At 67.2% G+C, this 22,691-nt stretch carries 16 protein-coding genes; 11 read left to right on the forward strand and 5 right to left on the reverse strand.

Features of this window, described 5'->3' with window-relative positions:
• The first annotated feature begins 37 nt into the window (after nt 1-37).
• From L6Q96_08045 to L6Q96_08075, 7 genes are all read left to right on the forward strand, one after another.
• Entirely contained in the window at nt 38-1,876 is a 1,839-nt protein-coding gene (locus L6Q96_08045; protein ID MCK6554520.1) for a CRTAC1 family protein, read from the forward strand.
• A gap of 7 nt (nt 1,877-1,883) precedes the next feature.
• Entirely contained in the window at nt 1,884-2,897 is a 1,014-nt protein-coding gene (locus L6Q96_08050) for a nitrilase (protein MCK6554521.1), read from the forward strand.
• A complete protein-coding gene (locus L6Q96_08055) occupies nt 2,879-6,388 on the forward strand; it encodes an FG-GAP-like repeat-containing protein (GenBank protein MCK6554522.1) in 3,510 nt (1,169 codons plus the stop codon). Before L6Q96_08050 ends, L6Q96_08055 begins: the two co-directional genes overlap by 19 nt.
• Nucleotides 6,389-6,583: 195 nt before the next feature.
• Nucleotides 6,584-7,978 carry an MATE family efflux transporter gene (locus L6Q96_08060; protein MCK6554523.1) on the forward strand — a complete coding sequence of 465 codons (1,395 nt, stop codon included), beginning with the start codon at nt 6,584-6,586 and terminating at the stop codon, nt 7,976-7,978.
• A gap of 202 nt (nt 7,979-8,180) precedes the next feature.
• Nucleotides 8,181-8,924 (forward strand): TetR/AcrR family transcriptional regulator, encoded by a 744-nt coding sequence (locus tag L6Q96_08065; protein ID MCK6554524.1) that lies wholly within the window; start codon nt 8,181-8,183, stop codon nt 8,922-8,924.
• Nucleotides 8,899-9,414 (forward strand): L-2-amino-thiazoline-4-carboxylic acid hydrolase, encoded by a 516-nt coding sequence (locus L6Q96_08070; protein ID MCK6554525.1) that lies wholly within the window; start codon nt 8,899-8,901, stop codon nt 9,412-9,414. The genes L6Q96_08065 and L6Q96_08070 overlap by 26 nt, the downstream gene beginning before the upstream one ends.
• 1 nt (nt 9,415) lies before the next feature.
• A complete protein-coding gene (locus L6Q96_08075) occupies nt 9,416-10,594 on the forward strand; it encodes an acyl-CoA dehydrogenase family protein (GenBank protein ID MCK6554526.1) in 1,179 nt (392 codons plus the stop codon).
• Between the two features lie 70 nt (nt 10,595-10,664).
• Here L6Q96_08075 and L6Q96_08080 read toward each other — a convergent pair whose 3' ends face one another.
• Nucleotides 10,665-12,023: an MFS transporter gene (locus L6Q96_08080; GenBank protein MCK6554527.1), complete on the reverse strand. Its 1,359-nt coding sequence runs from the start codon at nt 12,021-12,023 to the stop codon at nt 10,665-10,667.
• An 86-nt stretch (nt 12,024-12,109) separates the two neighbouring features.
• On the reverse strand, nt 12,110-13,807 hold the full coding sequence (locus L6Q96_08085; GenBank protein MCK6554528.1) for a M28 family peptidase: 1,698 nt from the start codon (nt 13,805-13,807) through the stop codon (nt 12,110-12,112).
• A 299-nt stretch (nt 13,808-14,106) separates the two neighbouring features.
• On the opposite strand from L6Q96_08085, the gene L6Q96_08090 reads away from it, so the two are divergent.
• Nucleotides 14,107-14,562, forward strand: a complete 456-nt coding sequence (locus L6Q96_08090) for a response regulator (GenBank protein MCK6554529.1) — start codon at nt 14,107-14,109, stop codon at nt 14,560-14,562.
• 11 nt (nt 14,563-14,573) lie between these two features.
• Here L6Q96_08090 and L6Q96_08095 read toward each other — a convergent pair whose 3' ends face one another.
• From L6Q96_08095 to L6Q96_08105, 3 genes are read right to left on the reverse strand one after another with little or no spacing between them, the layout of a single operon-like run.
• On the reverse strand, nt 14,574-15,809 hold the full coding sequence (locus tag L6Q96_08095) for a HupE/UreJ family protein (GenBank protein MCK6554530.1): 1,236 nt from the start codon (nt 15,807-15,809) through the stop codon (nt 14,574-14,576).
• Nucleotides 15,806-16,705: a peptidylprolyl isomerase gene (locus tag L6Q96_08100; GenBank protein MCK6554531.1), complete on the reverse strand. Its 900-nt coding sequence runs from the start codon at nt 16,703-16,705 to the stop codon at nt 15,806-15,808. The genes L6Q96_08095 and L6Q96_08100 overlap by 4 nt, the downstream gene beginning before the upstream one ends.
• Complete coding sequence (locus L6Q96_08105) at nt 16,695-18,917, reverse strand: DUF3604 domain-containing protein (protein ID MCK6554532.1); 2,223 nt, start codon at nt 18,915-18,917, stop codon at nt 16,695-16,697. Before L6Q96_08105 ends, L6Q96_08100 begins: the two co-directional genes overlap by 11 nt.
• A gap of 187 nt (nt 18,918-19,104) precedes the next feature.
• Here L6Q96_08105 and L6Q96_08110 point away from each other — a divergent pair, with 187 nt between their 5' ends.
• From L6Q96_08110 to L6Q96_08120, 3 genes are all read left to right on the forward strand, one after another.
• Complete coding sequence (locus tag L6Q96_08110; GenBank protein ID MCK6554533.1) at nt 19,105-21,378, forward strand: PAS domain S-box protein; 2,274 nt, start codon at nt 19,105-19,107, stop codon at nt 21,376-21,378.
• Nucleotides 21,368-22,009 (forward strand): response regulator, encoded by a 642-nt coding sequence (locus L6Q96_08115; GenBank protein ID MCK6554534.1) that lies wholly within the window; start codon nt 21,368-21,370, stop codon nt 22,007-22,009. Before L6Q96_08110 ends, L6Q96_08115 begins: the two co-directional genes overlap by 11 nt.
• A 176-nt stretch (nt 22,010-22,185) precedes the next feature.
• Nucleotides 22,186-22,569: a hypothetical protein gene (locus L6Q96_08120; protein MCK6554535.1), complete on the forward strand. Its 384-nt coding sequence runs from the start codon at nt 22,186-22,188 to the stop codon at nt 22,567-22,569.
• Nucleotides 22,570-22,691 lie beyond the last annotated feature (122 nt).

Here is a 22,691-nt window from a genome sequence, read left to right on the forward strand (position 1 = left end):
GTTCGATTCGCGCCGCGACGCAAAGGGACAGGACCGAATGAGCTGGCTCCGCGGGGGCAAAGGCCTCAGCCGTACCGGAAAGGTGTGGCTCGCCGTGTGGGCCACGCTCCTCGGCACCGTCGCCGTCGCCGTGCTGGCGATCCGGGTGGAGACGAGTCGCAAGACCGACCTCGCCGATCCCACCGAGGGCGTAACGGCGCAATTTAAGGGGGGCGCCAACGCCGCGGCGCCACCGATCCGCTTTCGCGACGTGGCGGCATCCGCCGGTATCGTCATGCGCCACGGTCCGGGGCCGCGCGGCCGCACCCTGCCCGAAGACACCGGCTCCGGGCTCGCCTGGGGCGACTACGACGGTGACGGCGACTGGGACCTGTACGTCGTCAACTTCCCCGGACCGCTGCACGGACCGCGCGACCCGCAGGCGAAGCACCATCTGTTCCGCAACGAAGACGGCAAGTTTACCGACGTGACGGATGCGGCCGGTGTCGGCGACGCGGGCAGCTTCGGCATGGGCGCGACCTTCGCCGATTACGACGCGGACGGCGACGCCGATCTTTACGTAACCAACTACGGTCCGAATCGACTCTTCCGCAATCGCGGCGACGGCACGTTCGAGGATGTTGCCGCGGCGGCGGGTGTCGCCGATCCGCTCTGGTCCACTTGCGCCGCCTGGGGCGATTTCGACCGCGACGGTCATCTCGACCTCTACGTCTGCAACTACGTCCGTTACGACGACGCGGGCATCGGCCCCGAGGTCACGTTGCCCCGCGGCGACACCGCCTACTCGGTGCCGTTCACACTCAACCCCAACTCCTTCGATCCGGTTCCGAACCGCCTCTACCGCAACCGCGGCGACGGCACCTTCGAGGACGTCGCCGAACGCCTCGGCGTCACCAGCCCGGAGGGCCGCAGCCTTAACGCCGTGTTTGCGGACCTCGACGGCGACGGGTGGCTCGATCTCTACGTCAACAACGATGTCTCCGAGAACAAACTCTTCCGCAACATGATCGGCGACATGGGCGGTAAGGATCTCGCGCCGTTCGCGGACCTGTCGACGATGACCGGCACGGCAGACCCACGGGCCTCGATGGGCCTCTCGGTCGGCGAGATCAACGAAATGGGCGGCGGCCAGCCCGATGGACTTCCCGACCTGTTTCTCACCCACTGGGTGGCGCAGGAGAACGCCTTCTACCAGAGCGTCATCACCTCCGGCGGCGACCTCGAGTATCGCGACAAGACACGGCAGTACGCGCTCGGCGAGGTCTCGCTCGATATGGTCGGCTGGGGCAGCGCGCTGCTCGATTTCGACCTCGACGGATGGATCGACATCGCCGTCGCCAACGGCAGCACGCTGGAACATAAGCAGGACCCGGCGCAAATGATTGCCGAGCCGATCTTTCTGTTCTGGAACGACGGCAAACAGTGGCACGACGTCGCGCCGGCAGCCAGCGAGGCGTTGACGCGCCGTTACTGGGCACGCGGTCTGGCCGCCGCCGACTACGACGGCGACGGCAAGGTCGACCTGGCCGTGTCGATCAACCGTGGCCAGCCGCTGCTGCTGCGCAACGAGACAGAGACCGCGAACCGGTCGTTGAAAGTCATGCTCCAGGGTCCGCCGGCCGCGTGCCTCGGCGCCCGTGTCGAGGTGCTCGTTAACGGCCGCCGGCAGTACCGCTGGTGCGGCGGCGATGTCACCTTCCTCGGCATGCACGCCCCGGAGCTGGTGTTCGGCCTCGGGACCGCGTCAGGGGCCGAGGAACTGCGCGTGCGCTGGGCCGACGGTAAGGAAACCGTGCTGGCCAACGTCCCCGCCGGCCGCGTGCAGGCGACCCATCCGGTTGCGAGCCCCGACCCGCGCCTCGCGCGCACGGACTAGGACGGCGATGACGACCCTGCGTTACGGCGCGGCCGCCTGTCAGATCGATCTCCCGAATCCGACGCGGCGCGACCAGATCGGCGAGCGCGTCTCGCATATGCTGGCGACCGTTCAGCGCACCGTCGAAGGCTATGCACCCTTCCTTCCGGTGCGACTGCTCGTCTTCCCGGAGTTCGCTCATGCCGCACCGGCGTATCCGACCGCTGCCGAGTTGCGCCGTCACCTCACCGTCCCGGTACCCAACGAACACACGGAACGTTACGCGGAAGCGGCTCGCGCCCTCGGGGTTTACATTCAGACCGGAACTTTCCTGGAAGAGGATCCCGCCTGGCCGCACGCGGTGTTCAACACCACGTGTCTCGTTGGGCCGGAAGGACTGCTGACGAAGTACCGTAAGGTCAATCCGTGGATTCCGTGGGAGGTCAACGCCAGCCCGCACGACCTGGAAGGCTACCGCGAAGAGCTGTTCCCCGTGGCCTCGACGCCGATCGGCAAGCTGGGCGTTGCCATCTGCTACGACTGGATCTTTCCGGAAGTGCTGCGCCAGCTTTGCGCCAACGGGGCGGAAGTGCTCATCCGCGTCTCGGCCTACATGGATCCCTGGGGCGCCACCGCGCCGATGGACTGGTGGACGGTGGTAAATCGCTGCCGTGCGCTCGAGAACGTCGCCTACGTCGTCGCGGCGAACCAGGCTGCGAGCGCCGCGAACTATCCGCCGTTCTCCTGGCCGGGCGGCAGCATGATCGTCGACTTCGACGGCCGCATCCTCGCGCAGGCCGACCCCGGACCGGGTGCGAAGGTGGTCGTCGCGCCGATCGACATCGGTGCGTTGCGCCACGAGCGCTCGGTGCGACAGGGCCATCACATGCTCGCCCACCTCCGCACCGAGGCCTACCCGGTCTATCGGCGCAGTTACTACCCGCCGGGCCTCTGGACCGACGAGCGCGATCTCGATGTACAGAAGACCACCGCGGCGATCGTGGCGGCCAAGGACAAACTCCGATGCGACAGCGATTCCTGACGCTCCTCGTCAGTGCGGGACTGGTGGCGGCTTTCTCGAGCTGTTCGCGGCGCGATACCGAACCGCGTCCGGCAGCGACCCCGACCGCGGTACCGGCAAAGGCGCCGGCGGCCGCCGGTATCCCGCCGCAGCATGCGACGCGTGTCGTCGAGCTGTTCAACCGCGGTGTCGGATTGATGGACCGCTTCGAGCCGGTGGAAGCCATCAAGGCATTCGAGGAGATGGTCGGTCTGGCGCCTGACTGGACCCTCGGCAGGCTCAACTACGGCATCGCGTTGCTCAATGGGCAGACCGACGAGTTCTACGGGCGCGCCGAGGTCGAGTTGAAGAAGGTCATCGCGGTGGCGCCGGACGATCCATACGCCCACTACGCTCTCGGCATGCTGCTCCGCCACCTGACGCGCTTCGAAGAGGCGAAGGCACAGTTCGAAGAAGTGTTACGTATCGACCCTGAAGACGCCGACGCGCACTACCAGCTCGGCATTCTCGTCATGGACAAGGACCCGGCCGCCGCCCGGGCGCATCTGGAGAAGACGCTCGCCAAGACCCCCCATCACGAATCGGCCTGCTATCGCCTGCAATCGCTGCTGATCAAGGCCGGCGAGAAGGAGCGCGCTCAGGAACTGATGAGCCGGTTCCGCGCCCTCAAGGCCGCCAAGGCCGGGGCGTTCTCCGGCATGAAATACGGCGAGATGGGCCGCTACGCCGAGGTGATCCGCGCCTTCCCCGGCCTGGCCGCCGCCGCAGAAGCGGGGGCCGTGCCGGCGTTTACCGACGCCGCGGAGTCGCACGGGCTGACGCTTGCCGCCGCCGGTAATCCCGGATGGCCGGGCGTACCGCTGACCGGCGGAGCCCCGGCGTTCGCACCGGGCGTGGCCGCCGACGACATCGACGGAGACGGTGACGTCGACACGTATCTCGTAGCCGCCGGACCCGACGCTCGGGGAGCGTTGTTGCGCAACGAGGGCGGGCATTTCGCCGCGGTTGCGGATAGCGGCATCGACGGCAGCGGCGCGATCGGCGCTTTCTTCGGGGACTACGACGCCGACGGCGACCCCGATCTCTACCTGACGCGTGCCGGTACGAACCGGCTTTACCGAAACGAGGGGGGCGGACGCTTCGCCGACGTCACCGCGGCGACCGCTACGGCCGGTAAAGATGTGGTAAGCGCCGGGGCGGCGTGGGCCGACGCGGATCACGACGGCGATCTCGATCTTTACGTGGCCAACGTCGCGAGCACGGGAGCCCAGGCGCCCGGCGCACCGAACGCGCTGTTTCGTAACAACGGCGACGGCACCTTCGTCGAGGTGGCGGAGGCCGCCGGTATCGACGGCGGCGATGCGGCAACCGTCGGGGTGCTGTTCTTCGATCTCGACGACGACCGCGATCTCGACCTCCTGCTGCTCAACGCCAATAAGCCGAACCGGGTCTTTCTCAATGACCGGGTGGGCCAGTACACCGATGCCACGGCACGTTTCGCCGATCTTTCCAACGCCGGTGCGTCGGTCGGGGCGATGGCGGGCGACGTCGACCTCAACGGCCGTGAGGATCTGCTCATCCTGCTCGGCGCAGAGCCGCCGCGACTATTTTTGCAGGTCGAGCGCGGGCGGTTCGTCGAGGACCAGACCTTCGCCGCGGTCGCGCGTGGATTGGGAGGGGCGGCCAACGCGGCCCTCGGCGACCTCGATCTGGACGGCGACCTGGACCTGGTGTTGTTCGACAGCGGCCGCGACGGCGGCGTGCGCCACCGGATCTTGATGAACTCGGGCGGCGGGATCTTTGCGCCACCCGCGGCGTTCGGCGCGGAACGGGCGGCGCCGGCGGCGCGCGGTGCGGTCGCGGCTGACTTCGGCGCCGACGGCGGACTCGATCTGCTCGTGGCCCGTGCCGGGGCGCGGCCCGAGTTCTGGCAGGCTCCGGCGGTGCCGGGCCGGCACTGGCTGCAAGTCATCCCGGCCAAAGCCGGCGAGGGCGAGGCGCGCTGGGTGGAGCCGGCTGCGGTCGGTCTGCAGGTCGAGGTTAAGACCGGGCGCCGTCTCCAGGTGGGAAGTGTCAAGGCGGCCGGCGGCTATCTCGGCAGCACGCCGCGCCAGGCGCACTTCGGTCTCGGCGCCGATGCCAGGGCCGACTATGTCCGCCTCAACTGGCCGGATGCCGTCTTACAGAGCGAGCTGGAGGTTGCCGCCGATCAGAGCTGGCGCGTACCGAAGGTGCTGCGCAAGCCGTCGTCCTGTCCGCTGCTGTTCGCGTGGGACGGTAAGGGCTTCGCCTTCGTGACCGATTTTCTCGGCGTTGGCGGGCTCGGTTTCTTCATCGCGCCGGGAGAGTACGCGCCGCCCGATCCGACCGAGGACGTCCGCATCCCGCCCGAGCTGATCCGGCCGCGCGACGGCCGTTACGTGTTACGTATCGCCGAGCCGCTCGAGGAAATCACCTACCTCGACGAAGTGCACCTGCACGCCTACGACCATCCGGCCGGCTGGGAGGTCTATCCGGACGAGCGCTTCACCGGCTCGCCGCCGTTCCCCACCGGTCGGCCGCTGGCGGCGGCCGATAAGATATTCCCGCAGGCTGCACGCACCGATCGCGGCGAGGACGTACGGGAGCGCATTCTGACCATTGACCGGCGTTACGTGGAACCGCCCATGGATCGGCGTTTCATCGGTTACGCGCAGGATCACTGGATCGAGATCGACTTCGGCGACCGCTTGCGTGGAGTCGCGCCGGACGCCCGTTTGGTCCTCTACCTGTACAGTTGGGTCGAGTATACCTACTCGCATGTGAACTACGCGGCGTCGCAGGCGGGCTTGCGCATGCAATCGCCGCGAATCGAGGTGCCCGACGGCAAGGGCGGCTGGCGCGTGGCGATGGCGGAAGCCGGCTATCCGGGCGGGCTGCCGCGCATGATGACGGTCGACATTTCGGAGCTGCCGTGGCGCAGCGATGGACGGCTGCGGATTCGCACGAACATGGAGGTGTACTGGGATCAGATATTTGCCGCCGTTGACGTCAGTGGGCCCGAGCTGACCGGGCAAGTGCTGCGGCCGGCGGTGGCGGAGCTGCGCTATCTCGGTTATCCGCGCGAGTACTCGCCGGACGGCGCGAACCCGACGCTTTACGACTATCACCGGGTCGATCAGGGCCTGCCGTTCAAGAACCTGACCGGCAACTACACGCGCTTCGGCGACGTACGTCCGTTGCTGGAGGCGGCCGACGACAAGTTCGCGATCTTCGGGCGCGGCGAGGAACTGGCCCTGGAGTTCGACGCCATGGCCTTGCCGGCATTGCCCGACGGGCGGGCGCGCACGGTGGTGCTGCACGCCGACGGGTATTGCAAGGATATGAACCTCTACACCGCGTTCCCCGACACGGTGGAGCCGCTGCCCTACCACGCAATGGATAACTACCCGCCGTCGCGACCCGGGCCGGCAACCCCGGACCACGAGCGTTACGCGGCGGAGTGGAACACCCGCAGAGTGGTCGGCCAGTAAGGGCGAACCGCGGAGCGGTCCCGCCAGAACGCGTGGACAGCTCCGCTCCCCGATCTCGCGTGCGGCCTCGCTTGTCGGGCGACGCGCGCGGCGGCCGACGGACCCGAGCGGGACCCCACCCTCCGCCGCGGCAGCGGAACGGAATCGGCCGCTGCCTCTTGGGAGCACCCGACACGGTGCTATCGTCGCTGGCCGATGTCGCTGACCTCCCGATACGGGCAAGTGCGCTCCGGACTGCGCACCGAGTTGCGGCCGATGCTGCGGCTGGCGGGGCCGGTGGTGCTGGCGGAGATCGGCTGGATGAGCATGGGGTTGGTTGACACCATGCTGGTCGGACGCGTGAGCGCCGCGGCGATCGGTGCGGTGAGCATCGGCAGCCACATCTTCTACACCGTAGCCGTTACCGGCATGGGCATGCTGCTCGGTCTCGACTACCTGGTGGCGCGCGCGGTCGGCGAGGGGCAACCCGAAGAGGGACGGCGGGCGCTGGTGCAAGGGGTCTACGTCAGCGTGACGATCTCGGCACTGCTCGGCGTCATCCTCATGTCTCTGCTGCCGCGGCTGGAGTCGTTCGGCGTACGCCCCGAGGTGGCGCGCGAAGCGGTGCCATATCTGCGTGCGCTCGCCTGGAGCACGCTGCCCCTGCTGCTCTACGCCGCCCTGCGGCGCTACCTGCAGGCGATCGGCGCGGTGCGCCCGATCATGGTGGCGCTTCTGAGCGCCAATGCGATCAACGCGGGTGCCGCCTGGGCTTTGATTTTCGGCCACTTCGGGCTGCCGGCTCTGGGTGCCGAAGGGGCAGGCTGGGCCACCTGCGCGTCGCGGGTGTACATGTTCCTTTACCTGCTCATCTACCTGCTCCGACACGAGTCGCGGACGGGGGCGGGCCGAGGCGTCTCGTATCGACCGGAGTTCGCCCGTCTCGCCGAGATCGCGCGCCTCGGATGGCCCGCGGCACTGCAGATCCTTCTGGAAATGGGCGTGTTTGCGGCGGCGGCGTTGCTGGCGGCGCGGCTTTCTCCGGATACGCTTGCCGGCCATCAAGTGGCGCTCAGCATCGCCGCATTCACGTTCATGGTGCCCCTTGGGGTCTCGTCGGCGGCAGCGGTGCGCGTCGGCCACGCCCTCGGCCGTGCCGACGCGGCCGGCGCCGCGCGCGCCGGTTGGACGGCGCTCATGCTCGGCGCGGCGTTCATGAGCGTCGCCGGCTTGACCTTTGTCGCCGTGCCGCACGCGCTGGTCCGCGCCTTCACCACCGAGGCCGCGGTGATCGCGGTCGGTGTATCCTTGCTCGGCATTGCCGCCGTATTCCAGCTCTTCGACGGCCTGCAGGTCGTCGCCACGGGTGCGCTGCGCGGTACCGGCGATACGCGCACCCCGATGCTTTCCAATCTGGTGGCGCACTGGGGTATCGGCCTGCCGCTCGGGTACGCTCTGTGTTTTCGGCTCGACTGGGGCGTGCGCGGCCTGTGGGTCGGCCTTTGCACCGGCTTGATCGCCGTCGCCCTGACCCTTGTGGTCGTGTGGTTCCGGCGCACCCGCGTGCTGGCCTCCGAGTACGGCCGGCATTCCACCCAGCAGCCCTCATAACGAAAAGAGCGGCCACCGCCGCCGCCCCCAAACGCCCGATGGGCAAGCCGCCTCGGGTCCACCGAACCGACCGCGGCGCGCTTGTCGGCGCGCCCGGGTTCGGCGCCGGACGCGCCATCCCATCGTGCGCACGAGGGGGCTTGACCTTCGCGTCGCTATTTCATAAGTAAGTGCCCACTTACTTATGGCGCAGGCGAAGCCCATGGTACCCAAGGCAAGACGGACGCGCTTGCCGGCGGAGGAACGCGAAAAGCAAATCCTGCAGGCGGCCACACGAGTGTTCGCACGGCTCGGTTACCGGCGTGCGGGTACCGCGGCGATCGCCAGCGAGGCCGGGATCTCGGAGGCGATGATCTACAAGCGCTTCGCCAGCAAGAAGGACCTGTTCGAGCGCGTCCTGCGACGCCTCGGCACGCGCGTGCTCGAGAACTGGTCGGCTGACGACGCGGAGCGACCCGCCGCGGCGCCGGCACGGCGGCCGGCGGGTGCGGCAGCCCGCACGCGGGAAACGACTCGCGGAGGTCGGCTCGAACGCCTGGCGCGCACCTATCTGCAGGGCGTGCACGATCATCACGACGCCCTTGCCGTGCAATTCCAGGCGTTGGCCGAGTCGGAAGATCCCCATCTCGCCTTCGCGCTGCGCGAGAACCATCGCGCCTATGTGGACTTTCTCGCGGGCGCCGTCGCGGCGGAACAGGCGCAGGGACGCGTCCGTGAGAACGTGGACCCGCTGGCGGCGGGATGGATCCTGAACGGCATCGGCTTCACCCTCACGCTGGTGCGCCTGCTGGGTCTCGAACGCACCGCCGACGGGCGCCTTGTCTCCGATCTCATGGTGACCGCGGCGCTCGACTGGCTAACCACGCCGGCCGGCCCTGCCGCAGCTCCGCCGCCCAAGCCGGAGCAAAGGAGGTCCAGTCGTGTCAAAGCCCGCAATCCCCGCTGACGAACGCGAGGCGTTGTTGCGCCGCTGCTGGTACACGCACGACGCGCTCTGGTTTCGCGCGGTCAGCGACGCCTTCGGCATCGAGGTCGCCAACCGGCTGAATCGCGAGATCCTGCGCCACCAGGGACGCGTCGAGGCGCACCGCCTATTGCGGGCGCTCGACCGCGGCCCGGCGCAGTCCATCGACGACATGATCGAGCTGCTCAACGACGGCTGTTCGGCGATCCTCACCACACCCCCCGATATCGAGGTGCGGTTCGTTCCGCTCGACGACCGGGCCTACGAGGTCAGCGTCGAGCGTTGCTTCATTCACGAGCGCATCGTGCGGGCCGGCGTCGCCGACCGGTACGAATGCGCGGCCTTCGATCGGTTTTACGGATGGCACTTCGGGGCCGGGATGCCGCTTGCCGCGGAGCCCGCCACCGAGCCGTGTCGCAAAGCACAAGGCGAGCCGTGCGTCCGCCGGCTCGCCATTCTCAAGGAGGACTGAGATGCATTACGAGACGAGTGACGACGTGCGCATGCTCACCGAGACGCTGCGGCGCTTCCTGCGCGAGGAGTTGATCCCCCTGCAGCGGCGCGAGAAGCTCGAACCCGACGTGGCCCCGCCGGACGAGCTGCGCCAACACGTACGGACGCGGTCCAAGGAACTCGGCCTTTACGCTGCCGATTTGCCCGCGGAGGTGGGTGGCGGCGGCCTGCCCTTCTCCACCCGGTGCAGGCTGGAAATGGAAGCCCATTCGCACGACACCGTGTTCTTCGACGATGTCCTCGGTGGTCCCGGCGGGCCGACCTCGGTGCTGCTCGCGTGCACCCCGGCGCAGCGCGAGAGGTACCTGTTGCCTCTGGTCCGCGGCGAGACCTCGACCTGCTTCGCGCTCACCGAGCCGGGGGCCGGCTCGGATGCCGGCGCCCTGCAGATGCGCGCCCAGAAGACCGCCCGCGGCTATCGCCTGAACGGCACCAAGAGCATTATCACCAATGCCGTCCAGGCCGACTTTGCCATGGTCTTTGCCGTTACCGACCCCAACCTCGGAGCGCGCGGCGGCATCACCTGCTTTCTCGTCGACCGCGACACGCCCGGGTACGGACCGGTTCGACCGCACACGTGCATGGGCTTTCACGGGTTTCAAGGCGAGCTGGTTCTGCAGGACTGCGAGGTCCGGACCGAAAACATCCTCGGTCAGGAAGGTCTCGGCCTGCTGCTGGCGCTCGACTGGATCAACACCAACCGCATCAAACTCGGAGCGGCGGCGGTCGGCATTACTCGCCGGCTGCTCGGCGCGAGCACGACTTACGCGCGCGAACGCCGCCAGTTCGGCGCGCCGATCGGCGACAACCAACTCATCCAGGCCAAACTTGCCGACATGGCAACCGAACTCTACGCCGCCGAGTCGATGGTCTTCCGTGCGGCGTGGATGCGCGACCAGGGCATCGAGGTACGCACGGAGGCGGCGATGACCAAGTTGTTCTGCAGCGAGCTGGTCAATCGCGCCGCCTACGAAGCGATTCAGATCCACGGTGGCGCCGGCTGTCTGCGCGAGGGCGGCATCGAACGGGTGTACCGCCAGAGCCGTGTGCTGACCATCGTCGAAGGAACCTCCGAGATCCAGCGTGTCAGCATCGCCCGCAGCCTGCTCAAGGGCCGGTGGGGTGCGGCCGCCGCGTGATCCCGTATAGGCCCGGTGCCGGTCAATGAAGCGAGGCGCTCCTTTCATCCCGCCTCCGGCCGCGCCCACGTCACGGCGAACTCGCACGACGCGCGGCCGCCCGCGCGTCGAGCTGGGCGCGGATCTCGGCGTGAACCTCGGCGTTTATCGGAAAACCCCGGAACAGGATCACCGCGGCGAGGTGACAGCCTGCCGGCAGCAGGCAGTAGAGGAACTTGATTCCGAAGATAACCGCCTCGCTCTGATCTTGATTCGGCACGTAACCCATCAAGTCGAGGGCCTGCATGCCGATGAATATGGCGATCCCGATGGCGGCCTTGTCCATAAACGACCAGATGCCCATGAACGCCCCTTCGCGGCGGCGGCCCGTCTCGAGTTCGTCGGAGTCGATGACATCCGCCGACAGCGACGGCCCCAATGTCGCCGTACACCCGTTCGCCGCCCCTATGACCGCGGCGAGAAAGATCCAGAGAAGCCACGTCCCTTCGTGGTAATAGAAGGAAGTGGCGTAAACGGCGGTCGCCAGTAGCATTCCCGCCGTCCACGTTCGGTTCTTGCCGAATCGATTCGACAGCCGCACCCACACGGGAATCGCGACCACCGACCCGGCGAGATACGCCAGCATGACCACGGGTACAATCTCGCGCGCCTTGATCACGTACTTGGCGACGTACAACGTCAGCGGCGCGATGAAACTGCCGCCCACGAGGGCGATCAGATAGGTGAGCATGAGGATCACGAAGGCGCGATTGCGAAAGGTGACGCGCAGGCCCTCCACGAACGGGTAGTGTCCGGCGTGCGCGTCTTCGAGGCGCTCGCGGACCCGCACGAAGGCCACGATAATGAGCCCGCAGGCAAGCCCACCGAACACGATCGCCATGGTCGGATAGCCGGCCCGTGGCCCGCCCGCCGCCTTCGCAAAGGCTTCCGGCGCGAGCATGCCCAGAGCCACGCCGAGCAGGTAGAAACCCTGGCGCATCCCGAACAGGCGCGTGCGCTCGTGATAGTTCGGCGTCAGCTCCATTCCGAGCGAGATGTACGGCACCCAGAACACGGTCCAGAAGGTGAACAGCACCAGGTAGCAGAGCAGCAACTGCACAAAGATTCCCAGCGGGGTCAGTCCAGGAATCGGCGCCCAGGTGAAGTAGAACACGATCCAGATGGGCAGGGCGCTGAGCAGAAAATACGGTCGCCGCCGACCCCAGCGCGAGCGGGTGCGGTCGGAAATATGCCCCATGACCGGGTCGGTAACGGCATCCCACAGGCGCCCCGCCATCAACACCCAGCTCAGCATGCCCGCCGACAGGCCGAGTTCGTCGGTGTAATAGTTCGGCAGGTAGATGGCGATGCTGAGCAGTACGAGGCTCGTACCGAGCGCGGGCAACGAATAGCTGACGATCTGACCGGTGGAGAGCCGTTCCGAATCCATCGCACCCTCTTATCACGAGTGCGGTCTTCGCCGCCGGACTCCGGCAGCTCACACCGCTCCGGGGTATCCGGACAACGCCGTCGAGATCACCGAAATCCGTCGCACTCAGTGCGCGTGAGGGCGTCGACCAGGTCGAGCGTGTCGAGCAGCAGGGTTAACACGTCGGCGGAGTCGAAGTTACCCGGTCCCGCGGCAACAATAGCGGCGATCTCCACCTGGGCCCCCGTGAGCAGAAGCTGGTCGGCGGCGGAAAACATGGAGAGGTCGGCAAGCGCCGCGGTAAGAAGCTCGTCAATGGCAACGGCATCGGCGTAAGTGGCCAGCGCCGGCGACGGCGCCACGAACGCCGGCGGACTGGCCGCATTTGCCAGCGCTAGAGCCAGCTCGTAGGCAACGCGCGTCTGTTTTTCGAGTTTGCCGAAGTCGACCACCGACGCGTCGTCCCCGGAGGTGTGGTAACAGGGGCCGGTGGAGTCGGTGAAGAACACCGTCGGCACGCCCGAATTGACGAAGTTGACGAAGTCGCTGCGCCCCTGCCCGAAAATGTAGCTCAGCGAACGCAGGTCGAGATTCGTGCCGCTAGCCGCCTGCCCAAGCAGCGTCCCCATCGCCGTGCCCCCGGTTTCCGGACCGACGGCGAATGTATAGCGTTTCAGGCTGGGGAGGAGGTTGGCGCCCTGGATGTCGAAGTTGACGTAGGCCACCGTCTGCATGAGCGGTACCAGCGGGTTGTTCGCATAGTAGAGCGAGCCGAGCAGACCGTCCTCCTCGGCGTCCCACAACGCCAGAACGACCGACCGCCGCGGCGGCACCGGCAGCGCCGCGATGGCGCGACCGACGGTAAGAACTGCGGCCGCGCCGGCGGCGTTGTCGGTTGCCCCGTTGCAAACGACGTCACCCGCAACGAGGCTCGTGCAAGCGCCCACATGATCGTAGTGGCCACCGACGACCACGTACTCGTTAGCCAGATCGCTGCCCGGTATGACCGCCACGACATTGGTGCCCACTTGCCCGCCCTGCACGAAGGGCTGTTTGAACGCATCGTCGCCGGTCTGCGAGTAGTTCAGGCCAACGGCGAACTCGCGCAGCGCGTCGATGAGAATCTGCTGGGCGGCCACGGAGCCGGCGGTGTTGTTGTTGCGGCCCTGCAGTGCGTCGGCAGACAGCGCAAGGACGTCGTTCGGGTCCAACCCGCCGACCGGAGGTTCCGGACAGACGGCCGGCGCCGGCGCCGTCGTGCGTCGCATCTGCACCGCGTCGTTCTTCTTTTCTTCGCCGCCGAACTCGGCGCAGTAACGCAGCGCCGCCGTACCCGCCGGCAGTCCGAGGACTATGCCCTCCGTCGACGCGAAGGGCGGCGAGAGCGTTACCGGGGTTCCCTTGCACACTGCCTTGATTGTTTTCTCCTTGATGACGACGCTCGTGCAGGCGCCACCGGTGGCATCGTCCCTGCCCTTGTAGCGGTACCCTTTGGAGCCCGCCGGGCGGCCCAGTCCCTTCCATCCCGAGGCGTCAAGTTCGAAGGTCGCCCGCGTCGCCCCACCCAGTGCCGTGTCGAAGAACCGCAGTTCGGCGCCGCCTGTGGTCGGGTCTTCCGCCGATCCGGGCGCCGGCAACGGGAAGCCCGACGCGCTCTTGGCAACGAACCGGGTCACGTTTCCCAGCTTGACCACGGTAACCCCGCCTGGCATCCCAACGTCGACTGCCTGCGCGGCAGCGCATTGGCCGACCAGCAAGGCGGCGCATAGCACGCAATCTACGAAGCGATCCGGAATCACTCTCATGCCTTCCCCCAGTCATGCCCGGTACGCGCGCAACCACCGCCCGGGAGTGGATGTTTCGCTGCCTCTCTGCGCTCTTGTTCCTCAGTTGTCGCGGCCGGTCAAATGAATTCGTCAGCCAGGAATGGTGGCCCCGGACACGCGATGGCCGAAACGACAATATGACCCGGCGCCATCGCAACCCGCAGCCTGCCGGGGTACGAGTCTACACTCGCGGTTGACACGGAAGGCAAGTCGTTTCAGCATCTTGTCGGGTAGTGGCCGCAGGCGGGTGGGCGGCGCAATTTTGTGTCGGGTGACATATGGCAGATGCTCACAGGACCGTACCGATCGGCATTCCACGGCTGCTACTGGTCGAGGACAACGCCGACGACGCCGAGCTGACCCGCCGGGCTCTCGCCCGTGCGCACATCGGCAACGAACTGACCCTCGTGACCAACGGCGAACAGGCTCTCGACCTCCTCTACCGGCAGGCGCTGAACGAAACCGAGGAGGTCGGGTTCATTCTTCTCGATCTCGGCCTGCCGGGCATGCATGGCCGCGAGGTGCTGGAGCGCATCTGGAGCGATCGCCGCCTGCGACACATACCGGTGATCGTCTTGACGGGATCGGCTAGCGACGAGGACATGCTGCGCAGCTACAAGTCGGGTGCCGTCGCCTTCCTGCGGAAGCCGGTCGAGGTCGACCGCCTCATCCATGCCGTCAGCGAGCTGCCCGAGTATCGATTGCTCATCGCGCGGGTAAAGACCTCCGCCTGAACGCAAAGGTCTCAGCCGTAGGCCCGACTGACGAACCAGAACACGCCGAGGGCGAGCACCGCGGCCGAGCCGCCTTCGATGATTCCGACGCGAAAGCGGCCCGCCCGTGCCGTGGTGCCCCACCGCAGCAGCGGCCAGACCGCCGCGACCACGGCTAATTGCCCGACCTCGACGCCGGCGTTGAACCCAAACAGGGCGGCCACGGCGCGGTGCGGGGGCAGACCCGCTTCGCCGAGCACTGCGGCGAAACCGAAGCCGTGGATCAGGCCGAAGATGAACGCAATCGCCCAGCGCAAGTGACTCGCGTGGGCAGAGCGGTGCAGCATCCCGAAATAGCACAACGTGAACAGCGCCAGACCGGTCAGGCTGATCGCCGGCACGCGCCCGAACCCGGCCACGGCAACACCGGCCAGCAGTGCCAGGGTGGCCGCAATGACCACCGGCACCAGCGGACCGCGATCGCCCACCAGCCAGACGTTTTCTGCCGCAACCATCGCGATCGACAGCCCGATCAGCGCCTCGACCGGCGCGGCCGCCGGCTGCAGGATGCCAAACGCCGATAGCCCGAGCGTGATGCTATGCGCCGCCGTGAAGCCGGTGACTATCGTCACCACATCGCGCAGCGCACTGCCGACGAGCAGCAACGCCAGCAAGAAGGCAAGATGATCGTAGCCCTCGAGAATGTGCTCGACACCCAGCCGCAGGTACCCCCAGAACGTCGTACCGCCCGTACCCGATTCCGCGCTGCCACCCCCGGACGCCGCGGCCTCGCCAAGCGACCATACTCTTTCCGTATCCGAGAGCACCCGCTCGTGCAGCGGGCCGCCGTCGCGCCGCAGGCGCACGAAGTGCAGGTGCGAAGGGGCGACCTCGAAGAGCACCGCGCTGCGGACCTCGAGCGGCGCTTCCGCCGGACAGTCGACACGCCACTCGAAAGCCAGACGACCCGACGGAGCACGGAGCTCCCGCGGGCCGTCGCTGACCGCACACGATCGCCCGGCGGCAACGAGCTGGAGCCGTTCGGCCAGATACTCCCCCAGTCGCAGCTCGCGCTCGGGGCCGGGCTGGGATCCCCAGGAGAAGTGCGAGGCGTCCAGCTCCGACAGCCTGACCGTCACATGCGCCGTGTCGCCGCGAACGTCCCACGTCGAATAAGAGGTCGTTCGTTCGTGCGCGGTCGCCACCCCGGCGACCGCCAGTGCCACAAGGCCGACAAGCCCACCGCGGCCGCACGCGGTAAGCCTCATGGCAGCGTCTCGACCACAGCGACGTCGGCACGTTCGCGCAGGTCGTCGAGGTAGCGGCGCAGAGCGCTTTCGGCTTCGCGACGGCGCATCTCGTTGGCCACCTGCGACTTGATCTCGGCAAACGGCGGCGCCGAGTCCTGCTCCACCTCGATCACCTCCAGCACGTGAAAGCCGGTGCCCGAACGGGTCGGTTCCGTAATCGTACCTGCCGGCTGGCCGAGGACACTGCGCACCACCGTCGGTCCGAGATAGTCGCTGAGCTTCCCGACCGGCAGCAACGTGTCGGGAACGGGCGAGATCTCGGCGTCGCCGAGGGTCGCACGCACACTCGCAAAGTCCTCGCCGGCCCGCAGCCGGCGCGCCGCCTCGCTGGCGCGTGCCTGCAGCGCAGCGGTGTCGGCGCCGGGCGGCGTCCGCACCCATACCTGCCGCAGCCGCAGCCGGCCCGGTCGGGTGAAGAAATCCAGATGGGTGCGGTAGTAGGCCTCCAACTCGTCGTCGCCCGGCTGCAAGTCGGCGTACTCGGCAACCACCGAGTCGATGACCGCCGTGCTCAGATCTTTGCGCACCTTCCCGTCGTGTTGCGCGAAGCCGAGATCGAGTCCGCGTTGAACGAGAAGCTCCTCGTCGATGAGCCGGTTCAGTACCAGCGTACGGTCGCCCGGCTGCAACTGATTACGGCGGTCCTGCGCCAACGCCGCCAGCACACGTTCGTAGTCGGCCGCGGCGATCGATACGCCGTTGACGCGGGCAACGATCCCTGCCGGCAGGGCCGTGCCGCCGGAGGCGCCCGGACCGATCAGTCCCCACGCGGCCATGATCATCCCGGCAGCGGCGCCGGCCGCCAGCACCAGCAGCGGACGGCGCCCGGAAGCGTCGTGCGGCTCAGGCTCCATTCGCAACCGCGAGGTAGATGGGCGACGACCACGCCCGTTCCTCGTTCTCCGCCAGGCAGTCGTCGTCGAACGGCGTACGGTAGTCGCCGTAACACGGCGACGCAACCACGCAGTTGCCCTGGCTATCGTACTTGCATCGCAGGTTGGCGGCGTTCACCGCCGGCGACGGCTCCTGAACGGCGCGCACGTAGTAGGTGGCCGGCCGGCCACCGGCGACGAAGTCCGGGTCAGTGAACTCGACCTCGCAACCCGCAGGGTCGGCCGCGCATTGAATCGTTCGCCACGGGTCCTCGATAAGATTGCCAACCGATTCGCCCGGCCGCACTTGCGGCCGAATCCGCACCACCTCGATGCGCGCGATCGACTTGCGTTCGTCGCTCGGGTTGTAGCACTCGCCGCGGCAGAGGTGCTCCATACGTTCCGCGCTGAGCGCGTTACGCACGTAGTCGGGACAGCCCGGCCGCTGCTTGAAGGCACCGACCGCGCGCACGCGAAAGCGCGGCGGCTCGGTCAGGCGGGCCTCCGAACCCATGGGCTGGACACCGCTCGGACCGTTGAGGAGGTCGAACCATAGCAGCAGCCTGTCGCCGCTGGTGCCGTACACTTCGCGCCGCTTCAACGCGTTCCAAACCGCGTCTCGATCGCGACCGTCGGCGTGTACGGCGACGAGACCGCCCGTCAGGAAGAAAGACGCCTGCCGTTCGGTATCCAGCATGGCGAAACCGGGCAGGGTGCTGACGGCCGGATCGAACGGCACCGACTCCGGCGACGACGAGGCTTCCGGCCCGAGCACGCGTCGCCGCCAGGCGGCACTGCGCGCCCCGGTCGCTTCGGTCATGCGCCGGCGGGCGAACTCCTTGAACCCGGTGCCCGGGCGGGCCTTGTGGTTGTCGCTCGACGCGATGAAGCCGAAACGAAAACGGCGCGGATCGCCCGGATCGTCGAAGTTACTTATGGCCAGGGTATACTGCGCCGAACTCGCGGGACGGTAACTGAACGCGGGGTTGAAGCAGTCGCGACACTGGCCACAGTCCTTCCAGTCCGCCACCGTCGCGCCGGGCACCGTGCGGAACCCCGAGACACCGGCGGCAAGGTAGTTGGCGCGGGCCGCCGCGACCCGCCGTTCGCACTCCGCCGCCGGCACGTCGCCGCAGCGCCCACGGATGAGCTCGCCGGCTTGCCAGCAGCACGGCAGGTAGTTCCGGCTCGGAGCCGGACAGGTTGCCTGGCCGGCGGCGTCGAAGGTCACCGGACGCCAGTCGCGGTACTCCTCGGAATTGCCGTGACCGGAGAACACCTCGATCAGCGTCTGCTTCTCTGGATCGTGTTGGGCTGCCGTGAGCTGCTTATCCCAGGAGGCATCCGGCGGCGTGTAGAAACCCCAGGTCGTACCGTGCGGAATCACCAACGTGTCGAAGCCCAGTTGGGAGAGCTTTTCGTAAAGCACCTGTGGGGTCTGGGCGCGCTCGTGGCAGGACGCCGGTAGCTGCCTGGCATCCACCCCCTCCGCGCACGTCGGCACTTCCCGGCGCTCGGTAAGGAAGGTGGCAAGGTCGTAGTAGCGCTGCCGATTCGACCAGTCGAACAGCGGGAACTGCAGGCGCTGCCAGAGCGACGGCGGCTGGAGCAGTGCGCCGACCAGGCGTGGGCTGATGGCGCTGATCGGCCGGGCCGGCACCTTGTCTTCGGCGGTGTCCTTGAAGATCACGTTCTTGTGGCCGTAGTGCTCTGCGGCAGTGTTGCCTACTTGAGTCCACTCCCAACCCAGGAATGCCACCGTATCGGGGTTTGCCGGGTCCCCCGATACGGCGTTGCACTGGCGGATCGACTCCTTCGTCTCCTCCCAGTGCCGCGGGGTAATACCCTCCGCATGGTCGTTGATGCTCCAGAAGTCGAGGGCAGCGCAGAAACGGGCGAAATCGCAGGCGTCGGCCGGAGGATGACTGCCCTCGCCCTGCAGCATCGGCAGGCTTATCATGAAGGCGTCAACCGAAAAGGTGGTATGAACGTGCAGATCGCCGAACAGCACCTGTTGCGGCCGCGCGCCCGGCGCGAGGCGCGCTAGCGCCGCGCGGTCGCCATTCCCCCGCGCGGCCACCGCCGCCGGCGGCACGGTCGCGCGGGTCACCTCGCCCGGCCCTTCGTGCCGGCCCTCGCAACCGACCAGGGCCATGAAAAAGAGCGCCGTCCAAGCCCATGTCCGTGTTCGCATTGGACCTCCAGAGTTGCGCCGCCTGCCATCCGCTCTCGAGTTCGAGCGTGCCTACAAGTAACAACCCGCCAGCACGAAGCCACGCGGACTGCCGCGAGTCAATCGCCGTTTCCGCTTGTGGCCAACTCCACACCCGGTCTACACTTGCTCACCTGGGGTCATGGGACATGTCCTGTCGGAACGCGGGATGACTTACGCCGTCGCCGCGATCGTTTGTGGCCTGGCGCTCTGGGTCAAGCTGCTGGTGGGTCCAGTCGTGTTACCGGGGCCGTTTTCGACCTTTCTGCCGGCAGTGCTGCTGGCGGCGTGGGCCGGAGGAATTGGTCCGGGCGTTCTGGCCACCGCTGTATCCACGATATTGGCGTTGGGGTTTGTGTTACCCGCCGTGCCGATGCCGGGCGGATCGGGATGGACGGTCATCCTGCAAGTGGCGACATTCGTGGCGACCGGGTCAGTCGCGAGTGCGCTGGTGGGAGCGCTCCGGTCCTCGCGGCAGCGTCTGAGCGTCACCGAAGATCTTACGCGCATCAACCGGCTCCTACGCGAAGAGGTCACCGAGCGGCGCGCGGCCGAAGCCGCCCTGCGCGAGAGCGAGGATCGGTTCGCCACTGCGTTCGAGAACGCTCCCTCCGGCCTGGCGCTGGTACGATTGACCGGACAAACGGGGCTAACGTGGACCAATCGTGCCTTCCGGGAGTTGATCGGGCATGAAGACAATGCGCTCTTCGATCGCCCGTTCGCGGAAGTAATCTACGTCGACGATCGGCCGGCGGCGATGGAGGACCTCCGGCGCCTGGTGACGGGCGAGGTGAACTCGTATCGGACCGAGCGCCGGCTGGTTCATCGGTCCGGCCGGGTTTTCTGGGCGCACGTGAGCGTCGCCATTGTCCGGCGAGAAGACGGCACACCGATCTACTTCATCTCCCAGATCGACGACATCGGCGCCCGCAAGCAAGCCGAGACCGCCCTGCGCGAATCGGAGGAGAAGTACCGGGACCTGGTGGAGAACATCAACGACGTGCTCTTCGCGATCGATCGCGATGGCGTGTTTACGTACGTGAGCCCGACCATCCGGCAGATTACAGGGTTCCATCCCGAGGAGGTCGTCGGCCGGCATTTCTCGGAGTTCGTGCTGCCGCAATACGCCCCGGCCCTGGCAGCGGAGATGCGGGAAATGGCGGCGGGCGGTGCGGCGGTGCCGGCCGAGTTCGAGGTGCACCAGCGCTCCGGGGGCTCGCTCTGGGTAAATTCGCTCAGCCGCCCGATTCACGTGGATGGGACGGTCGTCGGCTTCCGGGGGCGGATGTCCGACATCAGTGCCCGCAAGCTGGCGGAGGAGGCGCTGCGAGAAAGCGAAGGGAAGTTTCGCAGCCTTGCGGAGAGCACCGCCGCAACGATCTTCATCCAGCAGGGCAATCGGTTGGCATACGTAAACCCGGCGGCCGAGGCGCTCACGGGGTACTCTGCCGAGGAGCTCCTGCAAATCGATTTCTGGGAGCTCTTCGATCCCCGCTTCCGCGAGCAAGTGATGGTTCGCAGTGCCTTGCGATTCAGCGGCGCCAATGTGCCCGCGCGAGCGATCGCGAAGATCGTTCGGCGCGACGGGCAGCCCCGTTGGGTCGATTTCACTCTGACGCGCATAGAATACGAGGGCCGGGTTGCCGTGCTGGGAACGGCCATCGACATCACCGAGCGTAAGGCCGCGGAACGCGAAGCGCGGCAGCGCCAGGCCGAACTGGCGCACGTGCTACGGGTCGGCACAATGGACGAAATGGCCGCTTCTCTGGCCCACGAGCTTAATCAACCGCTGCAGGCAATGGTCAATTTCGCAACCGGATGTCTGCGCCGTATCGAGCGAGGGAAAGCGGTCGCGGCCGAACTGGTCGATCCGCTGAACCAGATCGCTAAGGAGGCGCTGCGCGCCGGAGAGATCGTCCGCCGCATCCGTCGCTTCGTGCGCAAGGCGCCGGCGCGGCGCGAACTGGTCGACATCAACGAGCTGGTCGGCGAAGCCACCCGCCTCTTCGAGCCCGAGGGTGCGGCGGAAGGTGCGACCCTCGACGTCAGGGTCGAACGCGGCCTGCCGGCGGTGGAAGTGGACTCGATCCAGATCCAACAGGTGATCCTGAATCTGTTGCGCAATGCCCTCGAGGCAATGTCGTCGACCCCGGCAGGGGAGCGCGTGCTACGCGTCGAGACGGGCGTGGACGAGGGCACCGGCGGCGTGTGCGTGCGCGTAATCGACAAGGGAAGGGGATTCGCGCCGGAGCACGGGGAGCTGCTGTTCGAGCCTTTCTACACCACCAAACCGCAGGGGCTCGGCATGGGACTGTCGATCAGTCGTTCGATCGTCGAGGCGCACGGCGGACGGCTGTTCGGGCTTCCCCGGCCGGACGGCGGAGCGGAGTTCGGCTTTGTGCTGACCGTCCGCAACCAGCGCGGGGCGACATATGCAGCGTGAGCCGGCCGAATCGCCGCTACCGACGGTGTTCATCGTGGACGACGACGCCGCCATCCGGCGGTCGCTGCGGTTCCTGATCGAATCGAGCGGTTTATCGGCGGAGACCTACGGCACCGCCGAGGAATTCCTCGAGATATACGACCCGGAGCGTCCCGGCTGCCTGATCCTGGACGTTCGAATGCCCGGCATGAGCGGCCTGCAACTGCAGGAAGAGCTGTCCAAACGGCAGGGCACACTGCCCATCATCGTCGTTACCGGCTATGCCGAAGTGCCCATGGCCGTGAAGGCACTGCAAAGAGGCGCACGCGACTTCATCGAGAAGCCCTTCAGCGACCAGATGTTGCTCGAAAGGGTTATGGATGCCATCGCCACCGACCTCGAACAGCGGCGACGGCAACAGGAAAGACGGGCCGCGGTTGCGCGGCTCAACCTCTTGACAGACCGCGAGCGACAGGTGCTCGGCGGACTGATCTCGGGCAAAGCCAACAAGGTGATGGCGGAGGAACTCGGTCTGGGCATTAAGACCGTCGAGGCGCACCGGGCACGATTGATGAGGAAGCTCGGGGTTAGTTCGCTCGCCGACGCGCTCCGGCTAACCTTGCTGGCCGGCTGGGACGCGGGCAAACCCTGACCCGCCACAGGGTAATTCCCATATTGCGGTTCTGTTACGGCCTCGGTAAGAAGGTCGTGAACATCGAAGCTCGTCGCAGGGTTTAGAGAGCGCGTGGCACGCGGAGAAAGCGGCGACCTACCCCGACCGTATACTCCGCCAACACCATCCGGCGTGGGGCCGGATTGGAGGAAAACATGCCGCAGGACGCTGTGAGTGTGGCTTTGTTGGGAGAGGTGGAAGCGGCGTTGAGCGCGCTGGCACCCGAAGAGGAACGTGCCCTCCGATTGCGGTTCGCCCTGGGCGCAGGACCGGACACGAGCCCACCGATCTCGCCCGATCAGGCGCACCATCTGGAAGCTCGGGCTCTGACGAGACTGCGTTCCGCCTCGATGACCGGCGAGGACCGGTCCGAGCAAAGACGGCAGGTCACCGGCTATGCGTCGCGACCCGGTCGGCCGGCCGGGTCGCGACGCCCTCCGACGCATCCCGATCGGGACGAGGAAGCGGCGCCGCGACCCCCCGAGCGCACGCCAGAATCGCCCCCGGCGTACGACGTTACCGGGTGGGACGAGGCTTAGTACTCCGGTTCATAGATTCTCCAACGTATTCTACGTGGTGCGACCCGCTCACCCTGAACTACTATCGCCGAAAGTCTGCGCACGGCGCGAAGAAATCTTCAGGCCATGGAGCGGCAGTGCCT

The sequence above is a fragment of the Candidatus Binatia bacterium genome, from assembly GCA_023150935.1.
Classification (GTDB): Bacteria; Desulfobacterota; Binatia; order HRBIN30; family HRBIN30; genus JAKLJW01.